This window comes from Saccharothrix sp. NRRL B-16314, assembly GCF_000716595.1.
Taxonomy (GTDB): Bacteria; Actinomycetota; Actinomycetes; order Mycobacteriales; family Pseudonocardiaceae; genus Actinosynnema.
In genome coordinates this window covers 1-21,458 of sequence record NZ_JNXC01000001.1, presented here as the reverse complement: position 1 = coordinate 21,458, position 21,458 = coordinate 1, and the positions used below count along the sequence as shown (strand labels likewise).

Genomic DNA, 21,458 nt, shown 5'->3' with positions numbered 1-21,458 from the left:
TGAACCCATCGGCAAACTTCATCCGGAAGTTGCCAGACCGTGCTAGGCCGATCCCCTCGCCTGCCTCTACAGTGCGTGACACCCGGCGCTCGCCGGCTGTCTCGTCTGCTTCTCATAAAGCGAGTTCTCGGCGATGGATCATGTCCTCTCCGCGCTTCAAGCGCGCCTCGGCACCCTGTTCGGCGACCGGCTGGTCGTGCTCGCGGGCGGCACCCGGCTGAGTAGTCGCGCCGGCGAGCTGCACCAGCTCGGCGCACGCCACACACTCGTGCTGTCGACGGACGACCATGCGCCGCTGCACGACTCGGAAGTGGCCCGCTGGGTGCCGCTCGGCATCGCCGGCGGTTTCGTCGCGGTCGAGCAGAACCGGCTCACCAGGCTGCTGACCTCGCCCAACCGCAAGGTGCGCGAGGTGCTGGAGGACTTCGACCCGGCTGGCGAGGCGGTGGTGATCAGCACCCCGTACGTGCACACCCCGGAGTTCGCGGGCCGGCCGGTGCTCAACGCCCGCCGCCCGGAATGGGTGGAGCTGGAGAACAAGACCACCATCGACGGGCTGTGGGACGAGCTGTCGGCCCCGCGCGCGCCGGCCATCGTGCTCGACCTCGACTTCGAGGGCCTGTGGGCGGCGACCACCCGGCTCGACCGCGGCGCGGGCGTCGTCTGGTCCGGTGACGGCCCGGCGATCAACGGCGGCGCGAACTTCGTCCGCCGCGTGCGCGACCGGCAGGAGGCGCTGGACGCGTTCGAGGTGCTCGCGCCCAAGTGCGATTTCGTCCGGGTGATGCCGTTCCTGGAGGGCATCCCGGTGAGCGTGCACGGGATCGTGTTCCCGGACGGCACGGCGGTGCTGCGCCCGATCGAGATGGTCGTGCCGCGCCGCGCCGGCCAGGCCCGTTTCCTGTACGCGGGCTGCGCGTCCTACTACGACCCGCCCGCGTGGATCCGCGAGGAGATGCGGAACCTGGCCCGCCGGGTCGGCGAGCGGCTGCGCGAGACGGTCGACTACCGCGGCACGTTCACCCTCGACGGGATCGCCACCGCGGACGGCTTCCTGCCCACCGAGATCAACACCCGGTACGGCGGCGCGATGGTGTGCTTCGAGGACGCCCTCCCGCAGCTGCCGCTGGCCCTGGTGCAGGTCGCCCTGGTCGCCGGGCACGACCTCGGCGTGTCGTCCATCGAGTTCGAGGAGCTGCTCGTCTCGGCGGCCGACGACTACCGGCACGGCTCGGTCGGAGCGAACGTGCGCGCGGTTCAGCCGACCGAGGTCGTGGAACGCCCGATCGTGTTCACCGAGTGGTCGTGCCGGTTCGCGCACCCCGAGGAGGCGCCGCACGGCGCGCTGCGGCTGCGCCCGTCACCGCTCGGCGCCCGGCTGGAGCTCGACTTCTACGCCGACCAGCTGCCGTTCGGCCGCCCGGTGGTGGCGCTGACCGTCGCCGCGTTCGCCCTCGCCGACCAGGAGTGGGGCACCGCGCTGGGTCCGCTGGAGCCGGCCGTGCCCGTCACCGACGAGCAGGCCGTCGCCGCGGTCGTGGAGCCCACCGCCGTCACCGCGTGATCGTCACGCCTTCCTGGTCGTCGCCGTACGCGGCCAGGAAGGCGTACCGGTAGCCCATGATCTGCAACGTCACCTCGGGCGGCTGGTTGGGCGGGTACGCCTTGTCCCGGTAGGCGCGCAGCAGCTCCGGGTGGCACTGCGCGGTGGCGCGCAGCAGCGCGGGCGTGACCTGGGCGTCGGCCACCAGGTGCAGCAGCACCCGCGCGGCCAGTGCCAGCAGCCGCGGTGAGCGGTCCGCGGACGCGAGGGCGTCCGCGACGTCCACCAGGTGCCGCGGCACGACCTCGGGCACCGCGATGGCCAACGCCATGGAGCACGCGACCTTCGCGCCCGCCAACGCCTCGAAGACCTTGTGCGAGCCCTTGGCGACCTCGTACCGGGTCTGGGTGATCCAGTCCGGGGGACGGCGCGGCAGCTCGCGCCCGAGCGCGTTCCACCGCCGCCGGGTGCGCTTGCCGTCGTCGGTGAAGCCCGCGCCGGCCAGGGCCATGGCGGCCAACATGAAAATCACCCGATCGCGGCTATCTGCGGGCACCCGGTAACTCGCGCCCATCTCGATCAGGAACGGCACCGCCCACACGCTCGCCTCGGACACCGTGCCGTCCACCAGCAACCTGTCGGCCAGCGCTTGACAGGCGACCTCCCGGGTCACGCGTTCGCCGTGCACGACCCGGCGCATGAGGTCGTCCACGCCGGCCCCGTGCGCCAGCACCGACCAGGGCATGTCCTCCAGTCCACGCAACGGGTCCGGCCGTTGCCACGCAGGTGGGAGATCCATGGCGGGCAACGTACGCGATTCCGCGCCTCGGTACCGGTGGGATCACTCGCCGGTGGATCACGCGACCGCCGTACGATCACGCGGTGCCCCGACCCGCCTTCACCGTCGTCGACCTGTTCTCCGGCGCCGGTGGCATGAGCATGGGCTTCCAAGCGCACCGTGACTTCACCATCGTCGGCGCGGCCGACGCGCAGATCGGCAAGCCGTCGTCCAGGCTGGGTTCGTTGCGCTGCAACGGCATCTACCGGGACAACATCGGCGTCGACCCGCTGCAGGTGGACCTGGGCCGGCTCGACCCGGCCGTGCTGCGGCAGGTGTGGGGCCTGCGTCGCGGTGAGCTGGACGTGCTGGTGGCCTGCCCGCCGTGCTCGGGCTTCACCCGGATCGCCCCGGCGAACCACCTGCGGGACGACCCGCGCAACTCGCTGGTCGGCCGGGTCGCGGCGTACGTGGCCGAGTTCCGGCCGCGGGTGCTGGTGCTGGAGAACGCGCGCGAACTGGTCAAGGGCAAGCAGCGGCACCACCTGGAGGGGTTGGCCGAGCAGCTGCTGGAGCTCGGGTACGAAGTGGACGCGAGCACGCACATGCTGTCGCGCTTCGGCCTGCCGCAGCTGCGCGAGCGGGCGCTGGTGGTGGCGGTCGACGACGGAGTGCCGCTGCGCACGCTGGAGGACCTGTGGGAGGGCTGGGAGGTCCGGCCGGGTGCGGTGACGGTGCGGCGCGCGATCGGCAAGCTGCCGCCGGTGGCCGCGGGGGAGGTGCACCCGGACGACGGGATGCACGTGTCGCCGTCGTTCCGGCGTGACCGCTCGCTGGACCGGATGCGGGCCATCCCGGCCGACGGTGGTTCGTGGGGCGACCTGGTCGGGTCGGCGTCGGAGCTGCTGCTGAACCCGGCCCAGCGCAAGATCATCGAAGAGGGCAAGTGGGGATCCCACCCGGACGTGTACGGCCGGATGTGGTGGGACGAGCCGGCGCGCACGATCAAGCGCGAGTGCGGCCACGTCGGCAACGGCCGTTACGCGCACCCCGAGCAGCACCGGTTGTGCACGGTGCGGGAGATGGCGTTGCTCCAGGGCTTCCCGCGCCGGTTCCGGTTCGACGTGTCGGTGATCGGCAACGCCTACCGGCACCTGGGTGACGCCGTGCCGCCGTTGATCTCGTTCCAGCTCGCCTCGTTGGTGAGGTGGATGCTGACCGGTCAGCCGCCGACGGCGCGCGACCTGTGCCTGCCGGGGACGTCGTTGCGGGTGGGCGACATCAGGCCGGTCACGTCGTCCGCCCTGGTCGCGTAGATCACCGTTCTACAACGGTGTGGCGTCGAAAGAGGACTTGAGCTTATTACGTGTCTTTTGTGGACCCGACCGTTGAAGTGCGGAAACCGAGTTGTCCACAGGTGAGTGACGTTCCGTTTCGTCTTGGGTCGAAACGGGTAACCGCAGCGCTTCGTCGTCGGAATGGGCGGGGTTAAGACGTCCACAGTGGACCGCCTGGTGTTATTTCCGCTGGTCAGGGCAGATTTCCGCACATTGTGGCCCGGGTGTGTGTCGCTGTCGCCCAATCGGATAGTGTTCCGCCGATTCTGTCGACTCGATGTCGGAACCCCACGCGGAGGCGTTCCATCGTTCGGCAGTCCGCCGCCTTGAACTACACCAAACGGGCTACCTAGCGAGCCTCAAGGAGACACATGGCATCCCGGTTGACTCCGAAGCGCCTCGGGGCAGCAATTCTCGGCGCCTCGATCGTCCTGCTGACCGCGGCGCTCCCCGCCGCTGCCGACGCCGTCATCGTGAAGCCGCACCCCGGCGCGGACATCAACGGCATGGGGATCTTCCTCGAAGGCAAGGACAAAGAGGTTCACACCGAGCTGATCGGTCTGAAGATCATCGAGAACGGCAAGGACCAGACCGCCACGGCGTACTGCGTCGAGCTGCCGACGGCGCTCGAGGACAACACGCCGCTCGAAGAGGTGCCGTGGGGCGAGCACCCGAACGAGGACACCGACTTCAAGGCGAACGCCAAGTTCGTCAACTGGATCCTGCACAACAGCTACCCCACGCTCGACGTCGAGGCCGCGCAGGACGCGTTCGACCTGCCGACCATCGAGGAGAGCGCGCTGATCGCCGGCACCCAGGCCGCGATCTGGCACTACAGCGACGGCGCCAAGCTGAACGAGGGCAACGCCACCGTCGAGGGTGACAACGTGGACGCCCAGGTGCTCGCCGTCTACAAGAAGCTGACCGGTGAGGCCAACGTCGGCCTCGACCAGGAGCCCGCGCCGACGCTGGACATCAAGCAGGAGCTGCTGGAAGGCACGGCCGGTGGTGCGCTGATCGGCCCGTTCGAGGTCGTCACCACCTCTGACAAGGGTCTGACCCTCACCGCCGAGGTGCCCGAGGGCGTCACCTTCACCGACAAGGACGGCAACCCGCTCCAGGTCGCCGCTGACGGTCAGCTGGGCGCGCAGGCCGAGACCCGCGTCAGCGAGGTGTTCGTCAAGGTCGCCGAGGGCACCGAGCCCGGCGAGGTCGAGTTCACCGTCGCGGCCACCGCGAAGCTCCACCACGGCCGGTTGTTCGTGGCCCAGGACAAGAGCAAGAAGACCCAGTCGCTGGTGATCGCCAAGCCGGCTGATGTCGACGTCAAGGACAAGGCGAAGGTCAAGTGGGCCGAGGGTGTCACCCCGACCACGACGACCACGGTGCCGACGACCACGACCGAGACCACGACGACCACGACCGAGGCGCCGACGACCACCACCACCGAGGCCCCGGCTGCCGGTGGCGGTGACGACGACCTGGCCAACACCGGTGCGTCGATCTTCGTGCCGCTGCTGATCGGCCTCGGCCTGCTGGGCGCGGGTGCCGCCGCACTGCTGATCCTGCGTCGCAAGCGCGCCGCCTGATCACGCTGATCGACGGTGAACGGCCCCTCGGGACTCCCGAGGGGCCGTTCCCTCTTCCGGGGGATGTCGTGGTGGTCCGCCCGCGAACGCCGCAGGTACCGTTTGCCGCTGGGGACGCGAGGTCGATTCGGGTAGCCTGCGTCAGGAGTGCGAAGGAGCACCTGTGAACTTCGACGAGATCAAGAACAAGGCGTCCGAGTTGCTCGAGGAGAACCACGAGAAGGTCGACGCGGGCATCGACCAGGCCGCCGAGTTCGTCGCCGGCAGGTTCGGCCACGAGGACCAGGTCAAAATGGTGGCCGAGAAGGCCAAGGACATCCTTCCGGGTGGAGAGTGAACTCGTTCAACACGGCTGAGCGGGCCACTCCCTCGGGGGAGACCCGCTCGCCCGCCGCGCAGATGGTGACCTGGCAGGGTTACGACGTCCCCAGGCTGGAGCAGGTCCGCTTCCTGCTCTCGGAGCGCAAGCTCCGCGCCTCGGGCCGCTTGGTGACCGCCGGTCCGGCCGAGCAGTTCAGCGGGTCGTTCGAGGTGTCGGTGGGTGAGACCGGTGCGGTCACCCGCCTGCTGCTGCGGACGTCCACGGTGTCGGAGGAGCGGCAGATCTCGGTCAGCCGTTCGTCGGAGGGCCTGTGGCTGGTCGATTCCGGCCAGGGCGCGGAGCGCGCGGACTTCGACGGCGCGGTGGACGTGGACGTGCAGTTCGCGGTCCTGTTCAACGCCATCCCGATCCGCCGGCTCAACCTCCAGCAGGAGGAGGGCGACCACGAGATCCCGGTCGTCTACGTGACCCTGCCCGACCTGTCGGTGCAACTGGTCCGCCAGCGCTACCGCACGGTGTCCGTCGGCGAGGACCGCGCGGTCGTCTCCTTCACGCACGGCGAGTTCGAACAGGACATCACCGTCGACCGCACCGGCCTGGTCGTCGACTACCCCCGCATCGCCTACCGCATCTAGCGGCTCCCGGCCCGCTGTCGCTCGATCGGGCGACAGCGGCGACCCCAGGCCTCGAGAGCCTCAGGTCCTCAGACCCGGACGGCGATCGCCATCCCCTGGCCGACCCCCACGCACGCCGCCGCCACGCCGAGGCCGCCGCCGCGGGCCCGCAAGTGCCGGCACAGGTCGACCACCACCCGCGGCAGGGAAGCGCCCAGCGGGTGGCCGTACGCGATGGCCCCACCGTGCACGTTCACCTTGTCCCGGTCCACCTCCGGCAGGTGGTGCAGCACCGACAGCGCCATCGCGGCGAACGCCTCGTTGATCTCCCACAGCCCGACGTCGGCCGCGTCGATCCGCAACCGCGCCAGCAGCTTCCGGATCGCGGACACCGGGGCGAGGGTGAAGCGCTGCGGCTCCTCCGCCGTCACGGCCGATCCGAGGAATTCACCCAATGGTGTGATGCCCAACGAGGACGCCGTCGCCTCCGTCCCCATCAGCACCGCCGCCGCACCGTCGTTCAACGGCGACGAGTTGCCCGCCGTCACCGGCCCGCTCTCCGAGAACGCCGACTTCAGCTTCCCCAACCGCTCCACCGACGTCTCCGGCCGCACGGACTCGTCCCGCCGCACGGGCGAGTCGTCCGGCAGCTGCACCGGGAACGCGAACCCGTCGTGCACCCCCGCGTCCCACGCCGCCGACGCCCGCCGGTGCGACCGCAGCGCGAAGTGGTCCATCTGCTCCCGCGTGATCCCCAACGCCACCGCGACGTCCTCCGCCGCACGCCCCAGCGGCACGGTCCACTCGGCCTTCATCCGCGGGTTCACCAGCCGCCAGCCCAGCGCCGTCGACACCGACTCCAACCGGTCGGCGAACGGCCTGTCCGGCCGCGGCACGACGAAGGGCGCGCGGGTCATCCCCTCCACACCACCGGCGACCAGCAGCGAAGCGTCACCCATCGCCAACGCCCGCGCGGCCTGCACGATCGCCTCGCCACCCGAAGCGCACAGCCGGTTGATCGCCACCCCCGGCACCGACGTGGGCAGCCCGGCCAGCAGCGCCGCCATCCGGCCGATGTTCCGGTTCTCCTCGCCCGCGCCGTTCGTGTTGCCCAGCAGCACGTCGTCGATCAACGCCGGGTCGATCGTCGGGTGCCGCCGCAACAGCTCCACGATCGGCAACGCGGCCAGGTCGTCCACGCGCACGCCGGACAACCCACCGCGGTAACGGCCGAACGGGGTGCGGGCGGCGTCGAGGATGAGGGGGCGCGACATGCGTCCCATCTTGTCACCGGCCGACGAAGAACGGGATGTAAGCCGAGGTGGAACGCGTCTCACCGGACGTGCCGAACATCCGCACCTCGATCATGTGCGGCCCGAGCGACAGGTCCGAGGTGGTCAGCGCGAACCGGTACCGCCCCGCGATCCCGGGCCCGCCGGACGCGGTCGGCACCATGGCCACCCGCTCGTCGTCCACCCGCACGCTGAACCCGGCCAGCCCGGCCAACGCCTCACCCGGCCGCCCCTCCAGCACGAGGTCGAACACCATCCGCCCGCGCTGCACCGCCGCACCCTCCGGTACGGTCCGCCCGCTCGCGTCGAGCACCGTGCCGCTCGCCCGCGCCAACTCGCGCTCCCGCCCGTTCAGCGGCTCCCGCTCCACCTCGGGCCGCTCACCCGAGGACGTGCCGGTCAGCTCCAGGTCCACGTGCGTCGCCTGCACCCGCAGCCCGGTCACCAACGTCACGGCCAGCTTCCCCGACGACCTCACCCGCAACGCCTCCGCCGGCAGGTCCGCCACCACCGGGTACGCCGCCGCCGGCCGCCACGGCGCACCCGGCGACGCGGGACGCAGCGGCACCGTCACGCCGGCCACCGACAACGTGAACGGCGGCGCCTCCGGTGACGAGTCGGTGTGCAGCAACGCCATCCGCAACTGCCCACCCGTGACGCCCGGCAACGCCTCCAACGGCTCGGTCGCGGGGGGTTCGACCGCCACCGCGACTTCCACCTGCGGGCCGGGCACCCAGGCCGGAGCCGAAGCGGGTGCCGCGTCGAACGCGATCAGGCTGACCGCCGCCCGCTGCCCGGTCGGACCGGCGACGGACACCAGCGCCGTCGCCTCCCGCCACGCCGGCACGGCCGGGCTCGTCGCCACCACTTCACCGTCGAACACGACCCGGGCGCCGTCACGCCGCAGCACCAGCTCCCACCGGTGGCTGATCCCCGGCTCCATCGCGGGCAGCGCGCGCAGCACCGACGTCGGCGTGCCGGCGGGCACGACCACCTGCACGGACGTCGTACCGGCACTCGTCGCCACCCGCAGCCGCACCGCGTCCGGCGGCAACGCGTCACCGCTGATCAGCGACACCGGCCCCGGCACGAGGTCCAGGACCAGCTCGCCGTCGCCGCCGGGCGCGTCGGTCTCCACCACGAACCGGCCGAGGTCGTCCGCGTCGCGCAGCACGAACGGCGTCCGCGACCGCAACGTCGCCGGAGCCGCCGCGCAGTTGCTGCTCAGCACCAACCGCCGCCCGTCGTCCTCCTGCCCGGGAGTGGCCCGCGCGCAGTTACCCCGCGACGCCAACCGCCACCGCGTCGGATCGGGCGCGTCGGGCTGGTCGAACAGGTCCTCCAACGCGAAGTCACCGGAACGCACCGCCCGCGTCGTGCCGGAGCCCTTCGCGGGTGACGACCGCTGCCCGAACGCGTCCACGGCGGACACCTCGACCTGGTAGTCCCGCTCTTCTTCCAGCCCGTCGAGCTGGACCACGTGGTCCGTGACCAGCCTGCTCCGGTCGAGCCGGTCGGTGCCCCACTTCACCTCGTAGCCGGGCGAGTCGCCGGTCCACCGCAGCTGCAACCGGCGAGGTCCGGACGTCACGGTCAACCCGTTCGGCTGCTCCGGCGGCGGGCCGGCCGCGGGCACCAGCACGCCTTCGGCCGCGTACGGCTCCAGGGACGTCGGCGGCGGCGCGGACACGCTCGTCGCGGCGACCGGATCACCGGCACCGGTGGTCCGCAGCACCGCGATCACCCCGGCGAACAGCACCAAGCCCGCGGCGATGAAGGCGATCCGGCGACGGTCCATTGAGTCAAGCTAGGTGCCGGGGTGACCGGCGTCACCACGTCGTTGCGGACCCGAGACCAACGAGCACTACAACGGCCGGATCTCGAACGTCTGCTCCTGCGATCGCGTGCCCCACCGCTGGTCCACCGGGAGCACCCGCACCACCAGGTCGTGGCGGCCCGTGGACACGTCGGTCAGGTCGACCAGGAACTCGTGCCGCCCGCCGGCCGACCCGTTCGTGGGCAGCGTGACGACCTTCTCGCCGTCGAGGTCCACCTCCAGGCCCTTGATCGGGGCGATCTCGTGCGCCCTGGGGTCGGGCAGCTCGACCGTCACGCGCACCTTGCCGCCGCGCGGGAACGTGACGCCGCCCGCGGACTCGTGCAGCACGGAGACGGCCGGCGCGGGCACCCCCGGGTCGGGGCGTGCGCGGTCGGTGAGCCGGGGCAGCGGGCGGCGGGCGTCCTGCCCGTCGGCGACGACCAGGTGCGATGCGTACACCGTGAGGTTGCCGTCCGACCGGAGCCGCACCTTCGGGTTCGGGTCGGGTGACGGCAGCGGGAAGTCGGCGTAGACGACGGACGCGCGGGTCGGGTGGAGCCCCCGGTCCGGCGGCATGAACACGGCCGGCGCGGACCGCGTGCCCAGCTCCACGGTGATCGGCGCGGCTCGTTCGGCGACCACGGACGCGACCACGCGCACCGACGACGCGCCGTCCAGCCGCGGGCTCGGGACGTTGCCGAGGGAGGCCGCGCCGTCCTCGCGGACGCCCGGCCCGAGCGGCACCACGGACGCGGGGACCGGGCTGCCGGGCGCGCCGCCGATGCCGAACATGTCCAGCCGGGTGTGCTGCGCCAGCCGGAACGCCAGCCGCGGCCAGGCCTCCGTCCAGGGCACGACCACCGGCGCTCGAGCCACTTCGACGCCGTCGCGGAACGCCGCCACCGCGTCGGGCAGCACGCGCAGTTCCCAGCGGTGCCGGACGCCCGGCGTCGGCGGCGGGAACGTGCCGGACCCCGGCGGCAGCGGGTTGTCGGCGGACGGCACGCCACCGGGGAGGTCGAAACGCGCGCCGAACGGGGAGATGCGCAGGACGACGGCGCCCGGCGGGAACGGTTCGGCCAGGTGGCCGAGGTCGTCGAACGGCTCGGGCAGCAGGGCGATCACCAGCTCGCTCTCACCCGGCCGGACGGTCGCCGGACCATCGGTGGCGAGCACGACCCGGCCGATCGCGCCGTCAGGATGCGGCATGCCGAACCGCAGCGGAACGTTCGACTGCAGGTCGACGCGGTCGCAGCTGATCTCCAGCCGCTTGCCGTTGAGCGGGCGCAGGCCGAGGCAGTCGGTGTCGCCGCCGTCCAGCACCCGCCACCGGCGCGGGTTCAGCGCCTCCGGGCCGTCGAACACGTCGGTCGGCACCACCAGCCCGTCCATCCACGTGTCGTCGTAGGCGAGGCGGGGCACGGCGCTCGCGGTGGCCGGCTCGGACCGGTTGCCGAGCCCGTCCAGCGCGCGGACCTCGACCAGGACGTCGGCGTTCGCGTCGAGGTCGGTCAGTTCGGTCTCGGTGCCCTGGACCAGGCGGGTGTTGCCGTTCCAGCGCACTTCGAAGCCGCCGTAGCCGAGGCCTTCGGTGGCGGTCCAGTTCGCGCGCAGGCTGGTGCGGTCCAGCGCGGTGAGGGTCAGGTCGGAGGGGCGGGTCGGCCGTTGGGTGTCCGGGACGTACTCGACGCCGTCGGCCAGGAACCGCTCGAACGCGTTGGGCGCCGGGGGAGCGGATTCGTTGCGCAGCAACACGACCGCGCCGCCGAGGAGGACCAGCCCCCCGACCAGCGCGATGAGTTTGCTCCGCTCCACTGGAGCACCCTATGGCGTGCGCGCGCGTGCGGTTGTGCCGTTCAGCCCAACGATCCGGCCTCCGCGTGAACCCAGCCGCCGCAGGGTCGCGCGGGCGTCGGGGGCGGTCAGGTCGATGGTCAGGTCGGTGAGCGGCGGCGGGTTCTGGAGGGCCAGGCGGGCGGTGTGACCGGCTTCGATGGTCTTGGCGAGGCCGCCGGTGGAGGCGAGGGAACCGCGGGCCGCGCCGAGCCTGCCGAGTGCGTCGTCCACGGCGTCCAGCAGGGCGCTCCGGTTGCCCTCGCACATCGCGCGGACGAGTTCGGGACGGCTGCCGGCGACGCGCGTTCCGTCGCCGAACGAGCCCGCGGCCAGTGACAGGGCCAGCGGTCCGCCGTCCGCGCCGACGCTGGCGAGCACGGCGGCGAGCAGGTGCGGCAGGTGGGAGATGCGGGCGACGGCCGCGTCGTGCTCGGCGGCGGAGGTGGGGACGACGTGGGCTTTCGCGGCGAGGGCGAGGTCGATGACGTCGGTGAGGACGTCCAGGTCGGCCTCGTCCTCGGTGGTGACGACCCAGGCGGCGTCCTCGAACAGGTTCCCGCGGCCCGCGGCCCAGCCGGAGGCGGCGGCACCGGCCATGGGGTGGCCGCCGACGTACCGGGCGTGTGGTGCGACCCGTTCGACCAGGTCGGCCACCGGGCCCTTGACGCTGACCACGTCGGTGAGGCGGACGCCTTGGGGCAGCGCGCGCAGCACTTCTTCCACCGCCGGCATCGGCACGGCGACGACGACCAGCGCGTCCTGCGCGTGCGCGCGATCGAGGGCTTCGGCGAGGTCGACCACGTCGTAGCCGTCCTGCCGGGCGGCCTCGGCGTCCGCCGCCGAAGCGGTCGCACCCCAAGCCACACACCCCGCAGCCACTGCCGCGCGCAACACCGAACCACCGATCAACCCGAGCCCGACCACGCAGACGCTTCGCACACCGCCCATCCTGCCGGCGCGGACCGCGGTTCCCCGCCACCTGTCCACAGGCCCCGCAGTTGTCCACAGATCAACGAACGCCCATCGCGCCCCTACCCCGGACTGGGCAAGGTCGAGGCCATGAACCCCACAGCCCCGACCCAGCCCCTCCACAACACCCGGACCAGCCCTCCAACCCCACCGCCCGGTATCTCCACGCCACCAACCGCAGCGCCTGTGACCGCAGCGCCTGTGACCGCAGCGCCTGTAGCCCGAGCGCCTGTCACCGCAGCGCCTGTAGCCCCAGCGCCTCCAACCACAGCGCCTTTCACCACAGCGCCTCCAGCCCAAGCGTCTCCGGCCCGAGCGCTGAGAGCCCCAGTGCCTAGAGCCCCTGCGCCTTCAGCCCGAGCGCCTGTCACCGCATCGACTCCAGCCACAGTGCCCCGTACCGCAGCGCCACCAACCGCAGCGCCTGTAGCCCGTGCGCCTGCAGCCCCAGCGCTTCCAACCCCAGCGACTCCAGCTCCCGCTCCATCTACCTCAGGGCCGGTTACCTCAGGGCGTCCAACGCGAACGCGGTGTAGACGACGACTCCGTGCTCCATGGCGGCTTCGTCGAAGAGCACCCGGTTGGAGTGGTTCGGCTCGGCCTGGGCCAGTTCGACCCCGCGCGGGCAGGCGCCCAGGAACGCAATCGCGCCCGGCACCCGCTGCAGCACGTAGGAGAAGTCCTCCGCGCCCATCAGCGGGTCGTCCATGTGGGCTGCCCATCGCGCGCCGAGGGCCGCCGCCGTGACGTCGATGACGTGCGGGCCGACGACGTCGTCGTTCACCGTCACGGGGTAGCCGGCCACGATCTCCACCTGTGCCGTGCAACCGTGCGCGGCGGCGACGTGCGTGGCGACCTGCTGGAGCTCGCGGTGCACCAGTGACCTGGTGTCCTCCGACAGCGCCCGGATGGTGCCCTCGACCAGGGCGGTCTCCGGGATGATGTTGGTGGTCGTGCCCGCGGCGATCCGCGCGATGGTGACCACGGCGGGGTGGTGCACGCTGACCCGCCGGGCGACCATCGTCTGGAGCGCGCCGACCATGGCGGCGGCGGGCGGCACGGGGTCGATCGCGTCGTGCGGCATGCCGCCGTGACCGCCCCGGCCCTTGACGGTGATGTGGAAGGTGTCCATCGAGGCCATCGTCGGGCCGGACCGGGAGATGACGACGCCCGACTGGAGCGTCGAGGTGATGTGCAGGGCGAACGCCTTCTCCACCGGGGTGCCCGCCGCGTCGAGCACGCCCTCGTCGAGCATGTGCCGCGCGCCGTGCTGACCCTCCTCACCAGGTTGGAACATGAACACGACCTGGCCGGCCAGCGCGTCCCGGCGGGACGACAGGAGGCGAGCGGAGGAGGCGAGCATCGCGACGTGCGTGTCGTGACCACAGGCGTGCATGGCGCCGTCGATCTCGGAGGAGTAGGCCAGGCCGGTCTCCTCCTGGAGCGGGAGGGCGTCCATGTCACCGCGCAGCAGGACGGTCGGTCCGGGCTTTCCGCCGCGCAGCACCGCGGTGACCGAGCTACTCGACTTGCCGGTGGTCACCTCGACGGGCAGGCCGGACAGCGCGTGCTGGATCGCGGCCTGGGTCTCGGGCAGGTCCAAGCCCCGCTCCGGGTGCCGGTGCACTTGCCGTCGCAGCGCCACTGTCCTGGGCTGAAGGGCTCGGGCGGCCTCCACCAACCCGGTGAACCGGGGCTCGGGGACGGTCGTCTGGGCGTTCGGCAGAGTTGTGCTCATCCCACGATAGTGGCATCGCTCGGCCCCCCATGCCCGTGGCCGAGGCCCCCGTGCTACCGGGTACCCGGGTGTGGCCCTACGGTGTGCACATGGCACACGAGGAGCCGGTCAACGGCTTCGCTGTCGCAGTGGTCCGTGAAGACGGACGCTGGCGGTGCAGCAAGATGGACAGCTCAGCCCTGTCCGAGCTCGACGCGGCCATCACGGAACTGCGCCAACTGAGGTCGACCGGCGCCGTCTTCGGGTTGCTGGCGGTGGACGACGAGTTCTTCATCGTCCTGCGCCCGGTGCCCGGCGGTGTGTCACTGCTCCTGTCCGACGCGGCAGCGGCGCTCGACTACGACATCGCCGCCGACGTCCTGGACCTGCTCCGGGTGGACCCGCCCGACGAGGAGGACGACGAGCTGTGGCCGGAGGGCGACCTCGCGGTGCTCGCCGACCTCGGCATGCCGCAGCACGAGATGCAGGTGATCGTGGACGAGGTCGACCTGTACCCGGACGAGCAGTTGCAGATGATCGCGCAGCGGTGCGGCTTCGGCGACGAGTTCACCAAGATGCTGGACAGCATCCAGGCGTGACGGCTCACGTGCCGGACGAGGCCATGGTCGAAGCCGCCCTCGACATCGCCGCTCAGGCGCCGAGGACCGGCGACATCCCGATCGGCGCCGTCGTCTACGCACCCGACGGCACCGAACTGGCCAGGGCCTGCAACGCCCGAGAAGCCCTCGGCGACCCGACCGCGCACGCCGAAGTCCTCGCCCTCCGCGCCGCCGCGGCGGCCTACGGCGACGGCTGGCGGCTGACCGGCTGCACGCTCGCCGTGACGATCGAGCCGTGCACGATGTGCGCCGGAGCCCTGGTCCTGGCCCGGGTGTCGCGCGTCGTGTTCGGAGCCTGGGAACCGCGCACCGGAGCCGTCGGCTCCCTCTGGGACGTGGTCCGCGACCGACGCCTCAACCACCGGCCCGAAGTGATCGGCGGTGTCCTGGAGGACCGGTGCGCGGCACTGATGGAGTCGTTCTTCGCCGACATGTGAGCGGGCACGGACTGGGCGTGCGACCCGACATGCGACCCGACCCCTGACTGACCCGACCTTTGACTGACCCGACCTGCGACCCGACCTCTGACCTGACCGGCGACGCGGATCAGGTCCGCTGCCGGTCCATGCCGGTCCATGCCGGTCCATGCCGGTTCTGGGCGATCGCGCCCGCCCCGCCGAACGTCAAAGCCCCGGTTGCCATGATCGGCAACCGGGGCTCTGAGCAGCGGTGGCGGTGGGATTTGAACCCACGGAGGCTTTCACCTCACACGCTTTCGAGGCGTGCTCCTTCGGCCGCTCGGACACGCCACCGCCGAGAACAATACAAGACCGCCGCAGCCGGACCTAACGGGGGTCTGGGTGGGCGGTTCGGGGTGGGTGCGGCACCCGGTACTCCCTGGTCGACGGCGTCGCCGGCCCGGCGGAGATCGCCAGTGGAGATCGCCGGTGGAGATCGCCGGCGGAGATCGCACCGTCGGGGGATTTTGCTCATTCAGACGGGTGAGCCGCGGTGGCGGGAGGTTCGACGGGCGGCGTGAAGGTATCCGCGTGCTCTGGCAGAAGTCGGACCTGTGAAGGAAGAAGGACGGCACATGAAGACGGCGAAGACTCTCGTCGTGGCGGCGGTGCTCGGCACGGTGCTGGCGGGTTCCCCGGCGATGGCGGACACGAGCGGGGCAGTGGTGCCCGCCGGTGTCGCGGCAGCGCAAGAGCAGCAGAACGACGACGGCGGCGGCAGCGGCAACTGGGGCCTGCTCGGCCTCCTCGGGCTTCTGGGCCTGGCCGGTCTCGCCCGTCGCAAGCAGCACGTCGAGCCCTACCGCACGACCGCCACCGACCGCTGAGCCGACCGTCTGACCGACTGTTCAACCGGTCGTCGACAAAACCGTCGACAAGACCGTCGACAAGACCGTCGAGAAGTCCGGCGAGACGACCGTCGAGCGTGACCGGTGGTGGACCATGCGTTTCGGGAACACGGAAGTGCGGTTCCTGGGTGGCGGCGCCGGCTGCCTCACGATGCTGCTGGTGTCCGTCGTGATCTCCGTCCTCCTCACGGTGCTGTTGAACGTCCTGCTGTGACGTGCGCGTGGGGTGGTGACGGCCGCCGCGCACCGAGCACACGCACCGGTAGACGCGCACCGGGTGGCAACACACCGGTAGACGCACACGGGCGCCGATCCGAGCCTCGTCAGGCCGGGTCGGCGCCCCTGTCGTGCGTTCCGTGCCCCGGGCCGGCGCTGGGAGGGCCACCGGGAGGCACGGCCATGACCCTACCTTATTCTCGAACACACGTTCGATTCACTGGCAAGGGTCAACAGTTAGTGACGGTGTCTTCCGCCGTTCACTCGATCCGGGGAGGATGCGCGCACCCGCCAAATACCGGAGGACCCGTTGAGACCTACCCCGCTCCGCGTCGGACTGGCGGTCACCGCCGCCTCGGCCGTCACGCTCGCCCTGGCGACGCCGATCCTCGCGGCACCCAGTCCGGACGCGCTCATCGCCGAGGTCTACGGCGGTGGCGGCAACTCCGGCGCGACGCTGACCCGGGACTTCGTCGAGCTGGCCAACGCCGGCACGGCGCCGGTGGACGTCTCCGGCTGGAGCGTGCAGTACCTGCCGGCCAGTGCGAGCGCGACCAGCCAGTGGCAGGTCACCCCGCTGACCGGTTCGATCACCCCCGCCGGCCGCTTCCTGGTCGCCCAGGCCAAGGGCACCGGCGGCACCGTCGAACTGCCCACCCCGGACGTCACCGGCACCACCGCCATGGGCGGCTCCGGCGGCACGATCGCCCTCGTCACCGAGACCACCGCGTTGACCTGCAAGACCGCCGCGGACTGCGCCGCCGACACGCGCGTGCGCGACCTGGTCGGTTACGGCTCGTCCACCGTCGTCCGGGAGACCGCGCCGACCGCCAACCCCGGCAACGCGACCTCCGTCGCCCGCGCCGCGCTGACCGACACCGACAACAACTCGGTCGACTTCACCGTCGGCGCGCCGACCCCGGTCAACGCCGCGGGCCAGGGGCCGGGCAACCCCGATCCCGACCCCGAGCCGGAGCCCGGCGACAAGCGCATCCGCGACATCCAGGGCACCACCCGCATCTCGCCGCTGGTCGGCCAGAAGGTCACCGGCGTCCCCGGCGTCGTCACCGCGACCCGCTCGTTCGGCGACCGCGGCTTCTGGATCCAGGACACCGCCCCGGACGCCGACCCGCGCACCAGCGAGGGCGTGTTCGTCTACACCGCCGCCCTCGCCCCGACCGTGGAGCCCGGTGACGAGGTGCTGGTCTCCGGCGCCGTCGCCGAGTACCGGCCCGGTGGTGACGCGGCGAGCAACTCCAACCAGACGCTCACCGAGATCACCGGCGCCACCGTCACCGTGAAGTCCAAGGGCAACGCCCTGCCGGCGCCGGAGGCCCTGACCCCGCCGGCCGGCTACCTGCCCTCGGCGGGCGGCGGCAGCATCGAGTCGCTCCCGCTCGACCCGGCGACCTACGGCCAGGACTACTACGAGTCCCGCGAGGGCATGTACGTCAAGGTGGACGACGCCCGCGTGGTCGGCCCGTCGAACAGCTTCGGCGAGAGCTGGATCACCGCCAACCCGACCCAGAACCCGACTCCGCGCGGCGGCACGGTCTACCTCGGCTACGACCAGCCCAACAGCGGCCGGATCAAGGTCAAGCCCGCCGCCGCCACCCCGCAGACCAGCAACGTCGGCGACGTGTGGCGCGGCGCGACGGTCGGCAACGTCGAGTACACCAACTTCGGCGGCTACACCCTGGCCACGAAGACGGTCGGCGAGCACGTGTCCGGCGGCATCACGCCGGAGGTCACGGACGGCCAGCGCGCTCACGAGCTGTCGGTGGCCACGTACAACGTGGAGAACCTGGCCGCCACCAACGACCAGGCCAAGTTCGACCGCCTCGCCGCCGCCGTGGTGGGCAACCTGAAGAACCCGGACGTGGTGGTGCTGGAGGAGATCCAGGACGACAACGGCCCGACCGACGACGGCACCGTGGCGGCGGACGCGACGTACGCCAAGTTCACCGAGGCCATCGCGGCGGCCGGCGGCCCGCGGTACCAGTGGCGTCAGATCGACCCGCAGAACAAGCAGGACGGCGGCCAGCCGGGCGGCAACATCCGGGTGGCGTTCCTGTTCAACCCGGCGCGGGTGTCCTTCGTGGACCGTCCGGGCGGCGACGCCACCACGGCGGTGTCGGTGGTGCGCGAGCACGGCCGGGCCGCGCTGTCCGTGTCACCGGGCCGCATCGCGCCCGCCGACCCGGCGTGGGAGTCCAGCCGCAAGCCGCTGGCCGGCGAGTTCAAGTTCCGCGGTCGCACGGTGTTCGTGGTCGCGAACCACTTCGCCTCCAAGGGTGGCGACCAGGCCATGCACGGTCGTTACCAGGAGCCCGTGCGCGGTTCCGAGGTGCAGCGCGCCGAGCAGGCCGCTCTGCTGCGCGGTTTCGTGGACCAGGTGAAGGCGGTCGACCGGGGCGCCAACGTGGTCCTCGCGGGTGACATCAACGACTACCAGTTCTCGCCGGCCGTCCGGACCCTGACCGGCGGGGGCGACGTGGTGGCCCTGATCGACACCCTGCCCGCGGCCGAGCGGTACAGCTACGTGTTCGAGGGCAACTCGCAGACCCTCGACCACATCCTGATCAGCGCGAACATCACCCGGTACCGCTACGACGTGGTGCACATCAACGCCGAGTTCGCCGACCAGGCGAGCGACCACGACCCGCAGGTCGTGAAGGTGCGGCCGAGCACCGGCAACGCGAACGTCGACCGGCTGCTGTTCCAGCTGGAGGACTTCGTCGAACACCTCCCCCGGTCGTAGACCAGGACGGTGGAACGGCCCCCTCGGACGCGAAGTCCGAGGGGGCCGTTTTCCGTTGTGCGCGCCGGTGCGTCAGTTGCGAACGGGCGCGGGCGCGGCGGTCGTCGTGGGCTCGAGCCTGGTGGTGGTCGTGGGCTCGGGCTTGGTCGTGGTGGTCGGGTCGGGCTTGGTGGTCGTGGTGGGCCGAGGCGTGGTCGTGGTGGTGGGCTCGGGCTTGGTCGTGGTGGTCGGGTTCGGCTTGGTGGTGGTCGTGGGTTCAGGCTTGGTGGTCGTGGTCGGGACCGGCTTCGTGGTGGTGGTCGGCGGTGCGGGAGCGTCCGAGCACTGCGCCTCCGCGGGCAGGTTGGCGTAGTCGTCGCCGACGAAGTAGATGGCGCTGGACCACTGGGTGCCGCCGTCCTGCCTGCCGACGTTCAACCAGACGTCGTTGGTGTAGCCGAAGTCCGTGACCGATTCGCCGTGCACCCAGCAGTAGACCCCCGCGGTCGTGCCTTCGGGGATGTAGACGCCCGCCGCGGGCAGGCACGCCGTCGACGGGCAGATCCGGACGTTGACGTTGTGCCACGTGGTGGCGGAGTACGACGGTCCGCCACTCGCGACCACCTCGGCCGCGGGCTGGGCCAGTGCCAGGGCGGTGCCGGCGAGCAACCCCGCAACGGCCAGTGACGCGGTGGCAGCCGACTTGACGATCCTCATGAGCATGTCCTCCCAGTGGTCACAGTTGATCACTGGTTACACGCGTTCGGTGATGCTCCGCGTTGCACTGGGCCAGAAAACGAGCCGGGCCCCGGCACCTGAACGTCGCCGTGCCGAGACCGGCTTCGAACCCCGCGACGCACGGGAGGCGGCAACCGGCTGTGCCGGAGCGGGCGAGGGAAGCGCCCTGACGGCCCGTCTGCTTCCCCTCGGGGTGCCTCCCACGGGTAGCCGCCAGGTAGGCCCGGTGGCTCGAGCCCGCTCCCCCGAGTCCATGTGGAACAGTGGTGGCGTACCAAGCACTTCTGGGGGAGGAACCGCATGTCGACGCTTGCCGTCGTGGAGGAGTTGTTGAGCCGCATCGGCGAAGGGGATGCCGACCGCATCGCCGAGATGTACGCCGACGGGGCGGATTGGAAGCTGGACTGGCCGGAGCGGGAGCACGGCCGTGCCGCAACGCCGTGGATCCGCCACCGATCCACTCGTGCCGACGCCGCCGCCCACTTCCGCGAGATCGCCGAGCACCACGTCCCGGACCGGGTGGGGACCGTGATCGAGCGCATCCTGATCGACGGTGAGCACGCGGTCGTCTTGGGTGAGATCCGCCAGACGGCCCGGCCCACCGGTCGTGAGTACCGGTCGCGGTTCGCCCTGCACCTGACCGTCGAGAACGGACTCGTGACGCGGCACCACGTCTACGAGGACAGCCTCGCGGTCGCGCAAGCCTTCCAGGCGGACCTCTAGGTCCAGAGGCCACCTCCGGCCCCGGAGCCCCGCGAACGACAGAGCCCCGGTCACCTGACGGTGACCGGGGCTCTGGTCTGCGGAGGATACGGGATTTGAACCCGTGAGGGGGTTAACCCAACACGATTTCCAGTCGTGCGCACTAGGCCACTATGCGAATCCTCCGCCGCAGAGACTACCGGAGGGCCGGCGCGCGACCCAAAACGGGTGGTCGGCGGGACGGTGCGCCCGTCACCGGCTGGTTCGGTTAGGCTTGCCTAATGAAGCGTGCTCTGGTGGTCGCCCTGTCCGCTCTGCTGCTGGCCGCCTGCGGTGGTGGCGGTGACAGCGGGGGCACCGAGCCGGCGGCGGCCGGGGTCACGGTCGACACCCGGTTCGGGCCCGTGACGATCGACAAGCCGCCGACGCGGGTCGTCGCGCTGGGCTGGTCGGACGCCGAGACCGCGCTGGCGCTGGGGGTGCGACCGGTGGGGGCGAGCGACTGGCTGGCGTTCGGCGGCAAGGGCGTCGGCCCGTGGGCGGAAGGGCTGTACCAGGAGGCCCCGAAGCTGCTCGGCACCACCGAGATCGACTACGAGGCCGTCGCGGCGCTCCAGCCGGACCTCATCCTCAACACCCGGTCGGACAACGACCAGAAGAAGCACGAGACGCTGTCCCGGATCGCGCCCACCATCGCCGCGCCGAAGGACGTCATCCCGTACGGCACGACGTGGCGGCAGCAGGTCGAGTCGGTGGCGAAGGCCCTGGGCAAGGTCGCCGAGGGCGAGAAGATCATCGCCGACCTGGACGCGAAGTTCGCCGCCAACAAGAAGTTCGACGGCAAGACCACCGTGGTCGGCGCGTACTTCGACGGCAAGTTCGGCGCGTACGTCTCCGGTGACGCCCGCACGGACTTCATGAAGGCCATCGGCTTCACCCCGCGCAAGGACGTCGAAGACCTGGCGTCGGGCACGTTCTACGTGGACATCTCGGCCGAGCGGCTGGACCTGCTCGACGCCGACCTGACCGTGCTGTTCCCCATCGGCGGTGACGCGTCGGCGCTCAAGGCCAACCCGCTGGTGAACGAGAAGGCGCTGATCCTGGAGGACAAGAGCCTGGTCAACGCCTTCTCCAGCGGCTCGTCGCTCGGCATGGCCTACGCGCTCGACCACGCCGTGCCGCTGTTCACCACCGCACTCGGCTAGGCAGGGGTCGGGCCGGCTAGATGATTGATTCCAAGGGGTAGGCACCTGGAGATATGGGGCGAGGGTGTCGATGTACGGGTTGTGACGACCGACATTGACACCCTCGCGACCGCAC

At 71.4% G+C, this 21,458-nt stretch carries 18 protein-coding genes and 2 tRNA genes; 11 read left to right on the top strand and 9 right to left on the bottom strand.

Annotated elements, in window-relative coordinates; translation table 11 throughout:
• Positions 1–133 precede the first annotated feature (133 nt).
• Positions 134–1,564 carry a hypothetical protein gene (locus OQ02_RS00100; RefSeq protein ID WP_033436131.1) on the top strand — a complete coding sequence of 477 codons (1,431 nt, stop codon included), beginning with the start codon at positions 134–136 and terminating at the stop codon, positions 1,562–1,564.
• On the opposite strand, the gene OQ02_RS00095 is transcribed toward OQ02_RS00100, so the two are convergent.
• Positions 1,554–2,342, bottom strand: a complete 789-nt coding sequence (locus tag OQ02_RS00095; RefSeq protein WP_033436130.1) for a hypothetical protein — start codon at positions 2,340–2,342, stop codon at positions 1,554–1,556. The genes OQ02_RS00100 and OQ02_RS00095 overlap by 11 nt on opposite strands.
• Before the next feature lie 83 nt (positions 2,343–2,425).
• Between OQ02_RS00095 and OQ02_RS00090 the strand changes: the two genes are divergently transcribed.
• The 4 genes from OQ02_RS00090 (at position 2,426) to OQ02_RS00080 (ending at position 6,204) form a co-directional block, all read left to right on the top strand.
• Entirely contained in the window at positions 2,426–3,637 is a 1,212-nt protein-coding gene (locus OQ02_RS00090; RefSeq protein ID WP_033436129.1) for a DNA cytosine methyltransferase, read from the top strand.
• A gap of 392 nt (positions 3,638–4,029) precedes the next feature.
• Positions 4,030–5,247, top strand: coding sequence for a Cys-Gln thioester bond-forming surface protein (locus tag OQ02_RS00085; RefSeq protein ID WP_033436128.1), 1,218 nt, complete (start codon positions 4,030–4,032; stop codon positions 5,245–5,247).
• A 163-nt stretch (positions 5,248–5,410) separates the two neighbouring features.
• A complete protein-coding gene (locus OQ02_RS42060) occupies positions 5,411–5,584 on the top strand; it encodes an antitoxin (protein ID WP_081915302.1) in 174 nt (57 codons plus the stop codon).
• Positions 5,581–6,204, top strand: coding sequence for a putative glycolipid-binding domain-containing protein (locus OQ02_RS00080; RefSeq protein WP_051771393.1), 624 nt, complete (start codon positions 5,581–5,583; stop codon positions 6,202–6,204). Before OQ02_RS42060 ends, OQ02_RS00080 begins: the two co-directional genes overlap by 4 nt.
• A 68-nt stretch (positions 6,205–6,272) precedes the next feature.
• Here OQ02_RS00080 and OQ02_RS00075 read toward each other — a convergent pair whose 3' ends face one another.
• The 5 genes from OQ02_RS00075 to OQ02_RS00055 form a co-directional block, all read right to left on the bottom strand.
• Positions 6,273–7,457, bottom strand: a complete 1,185-nt coding sequence (locus OQ02_RS00075) for a thiolase family protein (RefSeq protein ID WP_033436127.1) — start codon at positions 7,455–7,457, stop codon at positions 6,273–6,275.
• Positions 7,458–7,470: 13 nt separating this feature from the next.
• Positions 7,471–9,273: a fibronectin type III domain-containing protein gene (locus OQ02_RS46570; RefSeq protein WP_033436126.1), complete on the bottom strand. Its 1,803-nt coding sequence runs from the start codon at positions 9,271–9,273 to the stop codon at positions 7,471–7,473.
• Between the two features lie 66 nt (positions 9,274–9,339).
• Complete coding sequence (locus OQ02_RS00065) at positions 9,340–11,109, bottom strand: fibronectin type III domain-containing protein (protein WP_033436125.1); 1,770 nt, start codon at positions 11,107–11,109, stop codon at positions 9,340–9,342.
• Positions 11,110–11,118: 9 nt separating this feature from the next.
• On the bottom strand, positions 11,119–12,069 hold the full coding sequence (locus OQ02_RS00060; protein WP_033436848.1) for a prephenate dehydrogenase: 951 nt from the start codon (positions 12,067–12,069) through the stop codon (positions 11,119–11,121).
• A gap of 532 nt (positions 12,070–12,601) precedes the next feature.
• On the bottom strand, positions 12,602–13,837 hold the full coding sequence (locus OQ02_RS00055; protein WP_033436124.1) for a M20 metallopeptidase family protein: 1,236 nt from the start codon (positions 13,835–13,837) through the stop codon (positions 12,602–12,604).
• A gap of 89 nt (positions 13,838–13,926) precedes the next feature.
• On the opposite strand from OQ02_RS00055, the gene OQ02_RS00050 reads away from it, so the two are divergent.
• Both OQ02_RS00050 and OQ02_RS00045 read left to right on the top strand, forming a co-directional pair.
• On the top strand, positions 13,927–14,415 hold the full coding sequence (locus tag OQ02_RS00050) for a tRNA adenosine deaminase-associated protein (protein ID WP_051771717.1): 489 nt from the start codon (positions 13,927–13,929) through the stop codon (positions 14,413–14,415).
• Between the two features lie 23 nt (positions 14,416–14,438).
• Positions 14,439–14,873, top strand: coding sequence for a nucleoside deaminase (locus OQ02_RS00045; protein WP_033436846.1), 435 nt, complete (start codon positions 14,439–14,441; stop codon positions 14,871–14,873).
• 230 nt (positions 14,874–15,103) lie between these two features.
• On the opposite strand, the gene OQ02_RS00040 is transcribed toward OQ02_RS00045, so the two are convergent.
• Positions 15,104–15,188, bottom strand: a tRNA-Ser gene (locus OQ02_RS00040).
• 281 nt (positions 15,189–15,469) lie between these two features.
• Here OQ02_RS00040 and OQ02_RS00035 point away from each other — a divergent pair.
• Both OQ02_RS00035 and OQ02_RS00030 read left to right on the top strand, forming a co-directional pair.
• The gene (locus OQ02_RS00035) at positions 15,470–15,721 is read left to right on the top strand and encodes a WGxxGxxG family protein (protein ID WP_051771390.1); all 252 of its coding nucleotides are present in this window, start codon (positions 15,470–15,472) and stop codon (positions 15,719–15,721) included.
• 547 nt (positions 15,722–16,268) lie between these two features.
• The gene (locus OQ02_RS00030) at positions 16,269–18,719 is read left to right on the top strand and encodes an endonuclease/exonuclease/phosphatase family protein (protein WP_156076817.1); all 2,451 of its coding nucleotides are present in this window, start codon (positions 16,269–16,271) and stop codon (positions 18,717–18,719) included.
• 72 nt (positions 18,720–18,791) lie between these two features.
• Here OQ02_RS00030 and OQ02_RS40665 read toward each other — a convergent pair whose 3' ends face one another.
• Complete coding sequence (locus OQ02_RS40665) at positions 18,792–19,415, bottom strand: hypothetical protein (protein WP_156076816.1); 624 nt, start codon at positions 19,413–19,415, stop codon at positions 18,792–18,794.
• Between the two features lie 321 nt (positions 19,416–19,736).
• Here OQ02_RS40665 and OQ02_RS00015 point away from each other — a divergent pair, with 321 nt between their 5' ends.
• Positions 19,737–20,159 (top strand): nuclear transport factor 2 family protein, encoded by a 423-nt coding sequence (locus OQ02_RS00015; protein WP_033436123.1) that lies wholly within the window; start codon positions 19,737–19,739, stop codon positions 20,157–20,159.
• A gap of 80 nt (positions 20,160–20,239) precedes the next feature.
• Here OQ02_RS00015 and OQ02_RS00010 read toward each other — a convergent pair.
• Positions 20,240–20,324 (bottom strand) — tRNA-Ser (locus OQ02_RS00010).
• A 95-nt stretch (positions 20,325–20,419) separates the two neighbouring features.
• Between OQ02_RS00010 and OQ02_RS00005 the strand changes: the two genes are divergently transcribed.
• Positions 20,420–21,343, top strand: coding sequence for an iron-siderophore ABC transporter substrate-binding protein (locus tag OQ02_RS00005; protein ID WP_033436122.1), 924 nt, complete (start codon positions 20,420–20,422; stop codon positions 21,341–21,343).
• Positions 21,344–21,458 lie beyond the last annotated feature (115 nt).